Raw genomic sequence first — 3,397 nt, 5'->3', positions numbered from 1 at the left:
CCCCCGCCTCGACCGTGCAGTCGAAATCCGCCGCATTCACCGCGACGATCCGGTCCATCCGGCTCATGTCGAGCGACACGCCGCCGCGGATCGGCAGCGCATTGCCCTCGATCGAGGTGCCCGCGCCCCAGGGGACGACGGGCACGCCGTAGCGCGCGCACAATGTCACGCAATCCGCCACGTCCTGCGTCGTCGCGACGAACACGACCGCGTCGGGCAGCGTCTCTGCGAAATGCGCCTCGCTCCGGCCGTGCTGGCGCCGCACCCCCTCCGTCACGTGGCAATCGGCGCCGAAGCGAATGTCGAGCGCGTGCAGGAACGCCGGGTCGAGCGGCGCGCGTTCCGGATAGGGGAAGTGGTGCATGATCGTCAGAACCGGATCGTGCCGCGCACGCCCGCGCGGCGGCGGTTGCCCTGGATCGCCAGGTTGCGGACGAGCGGCCCCGGCAGGCCCGCACGGCGCAGCAGCGAGGAGTCGAGATAGCTTTCCATGTATTTCTCGTCGAACAGGTTCGTCGCCCACGCGCCGACCTCGAAATATTTCGTCCGGAACGTGATCGACAGGTTGGTCAGGTAGTAATTCTCCAAAACCGGCACCGATGCCGCGTCCAGCGATCCGCCGACGCGGTCGCCCTTCGCCACCACGTTCGCGTCGAGGACCAGCGCCTGCTCGCGCGGCAGCGGCAGCGCGTAGTTCGTGCCGACGGTGTAATTGGCGTCGGGCACGAACAGGATGCGGTCGCCCGGATAGGCATAGCCGGTCAGCTGGCGGAATTCGGTCGCATCGGTCACGCGTGCATGGAGCAGGGTGGCGTTGCCGTAGACGCGCCAATCGTCGGTGACGCGATAGGACAGCTCCGCCTCCACGCCGTAGCTTTCGACCTTGCCCGAATTCAGGTTGATCGCGACGAAGCCGACCCCGGTCGTGCTGGGCGCCAGTGCGTTGGCGCCGATGAAATCCTTGTAGTCGTTGTAGAAGGCCGCGACGCTGCCGGTCAGGCGGTTGTCGAACGCGCCGGCCTTCGCGCCCAGTTCGTACGTCCACACGCTGTCGTTGCGATAGATCAGGTTCGGCGCGCCCGGTCCGTTCTGCCCGCCGCCGCGCACGCCGCGCGCGACCGAGGCGTAGGTCATGAAATCGGGGTTCCACCGCTTGGTCAGGGTCACGCGCGGCTGGAACTCGGTCGCCTCATAGGCAGCGGGTGCGCCCGCGGTGGAGGCGTCCAGCTTCTGCCGGTCGACGCGCACCCCGACCGCCAGGTCCAGCGTGGGATCGAGCGCGAGGAATCCGGTGGCGAACAGCGCGTAATTATCATTCTCCGACGATGCGGTCGCGGTCGCGACCTGCGGCGGCAGCGGCAGGCCCAGCGCGCCGAAGTTCAGCGTCGTGACGCTGGTCGCATCGGTCGTCGAGCGCCCGAAATAGGCGCCGATCAGCGTCGAGAAACGGTCGCTCCACCGCGTGTCGAGCCGCAGTTCGCCCGTGTACGTCTTCAGCGTGCGGGTCAGGACCGACCGCAACAGGTCGAACGGGCCGTAGTCGCCGTCGCCGCGGGCGTTCGTATCCGACTGGTTGTACGCGGCGATCGCGGTGACCTTCGTATCCAGCGAATCCAGGTCGAACTCGCCCTTCACGTTCCCGGCGTAATATTTGATGTCGTTGTAGCTCAGCTGGTTCGTCTGCCCGTCGAGCCGGTAATCGCGCGGCCCGTCCGAATAGAAATAGGGCGTCGCCGCGCCGATGACGTTGTCGTATCCGCCGTTGATCGTGATCGTGGCGGACGGCGACGGCGTGAAGCGCAGCGTGCCGTTGATCGACTTCGTTTCGGTCGAATTCTGGTTCCCGCGCGCCAGCGTGTTGTACTGGAACCCGTCGTCCTTGTGATAGGCGGCACCGATGCGCAGGCCCAGCGTGTCGGCGACGATCGGCCCGCTGATGCTGCCCGACACGCTGGCGTAATTGTCGCCCGCCGCCATGCTGCCGTCGACGCGGCCTTCCCAGTCGTTGCCCGGCTGGCGCGTGATGACGTTGATCGCGCCGCCCAGCGTGTTGTTGCCGAACAATGTCCCCTGCGGCCCGCGCAGCACCTCGACCCGCGCGACATCGACCAGCGGGGACATCAGATACGTGGTGTTGGGCTGGTACACGCCATCGATGAAGATGCCGACGCCCGGCTGCACCGTGTCGATCAACGTCGTGCCGACGCCGCGGATCGACACGAACGCGCGCCCCGCGGAATCGGAATTGATGTTCAGGCCCGGCGTGTAGGCCGCGACGTCCTTCACCAGCACCAGCTGCTGGTCCTTGATCGCCTCGCCGGAAATGGCGGTGACCGCGATCGGCACGTCCTGCAACCTTTCCTCGCGCTGGCGCGCCGTCACGACGATGTCGCTGCCCGCGGCATCGGTGTCGGCGGCGGGATCGGCCTGCGGATCGGCGGCGGTGCCGCTGTCGCTCGCCGCTGCGGTCTGCGCCGATGCGACGGCCGGAAGCAGCAGCGCGACGGCGGCGGTGGTGGCGAGCAGGTGACGGCGCATGAATATCCCCTTCCGAATCACGGCGGATCGCGGGCGTCCACCTTTCAGACAGGTCAATAGCTGCCACACCGACCTGTATGAAAGGTCAAACGACTATGCCGATCGGCTCACACGCTTACCAGCAGGTATAGCCGCCGTCCGCCATGACGATGCTGCCCGTCATCAGGCTGGCGGCGTCGCTGGCGAGGAAATGGACGATCGACGCGACCTCCTCCGGCTCGCCCAGCCGCCCCTGCGGCGTGCCGTCGATCCAGCGGCGGTACATCTCGCCCTCCTTGTCGGCGAAGGCGTTCAATGGCGTGGCGATATAGGTCGGCGCCACCGCGTTGACGCGCACGCCGCGCGACGCCCATTCGGCGGCCAGGCTCTTCGTCAGCTGGTGCACCGCGGCCTTGCCGGCATTGTAATAGCTTTGCGGCTGCGGCCGGTTGACGATGACGCCCGACATCGACCCGACGTTCACGATCGCGCCCCTGCCCGCCGCCAGCATGTGCCGCCCGAAGGCGCGTGCGCACCAGAACGTGCCGTTGAGGTTGACGTCCAGCACGTTCAACCAATGCTCGTCCGCAACCTCCTCGGCGGGCGTCTCGCTGCGTGCGATGCCTGCATTGTTGACCAGGATATCGACCGCCCCCAGCGCGTCGGCGGCGGCGGTCACCGCGGCGCTGTCCGTCACGTCCAGGGTGACGCCCGCGACCCGGTGCCCCTTCGCGCGCAGCGTCGCCAGGCCCGCGCGGATCGCATCCGCATCGCGATCCGCGATCGTGACGCGCGCGCCCGCCTCCGCCAGCGCATCGGCGCAGCACCAGCCGATCCCCTGCGCCCCGCCGGTGACGAAGGCGGTGCGACCGTCGAGGCG

3 protein-coding genes are annotated in these 3,397 nt (G+C 68.0%); all 3 read right to left on the bottom strand.

All coding sequences use genetic code 11. From position 1 onward, the window contains the following. On the bottom strand, positions 1-364 hold a 364-nt coding region (locus tag ASG29_RS15350; RefSeq protein ID WP_156458101.1), incomplete at its 3' end, for an FAD-binding oxidoreductase. Between the two features lie 5 nt (positions 365-369). Beyond that, positions 370-2,538 (bottom strand): TonB-dependent receptor, encoded by a 2,169-nt coding sequence (locus ASG29_RS15345; RefSeq protein WP_156458086.1) that lies wholly within the window; start codon positions 2,536-2,538, stop codon positions 370-372. Positions 2,539-2,653: 115 nt separating this feature from the next. After that, positions 2,654-3,397 (bottom strand): SDR family NAD(P)-dependent oxidoreductase (locus ASG29_RS15340; protein WP_055986279.1); only part of this gene is annotated, 744 nt, incomplete at its 5' end.

This window comes from Sphingomonas sp. Leaf412 (assembly GCF_001425405.1).
Taxonomy (GTDB): Bacteria; Pseudomonadota; Alphaproteobacteria; order Sphingomonadales; family Sphingomonadaceae; genus Sphingomonas.
The sequence above is the reverse complement of the archived record's forward strand: the minus strand, read 5'-3'. Positions and strand labels throughout refer to the sequence as shown.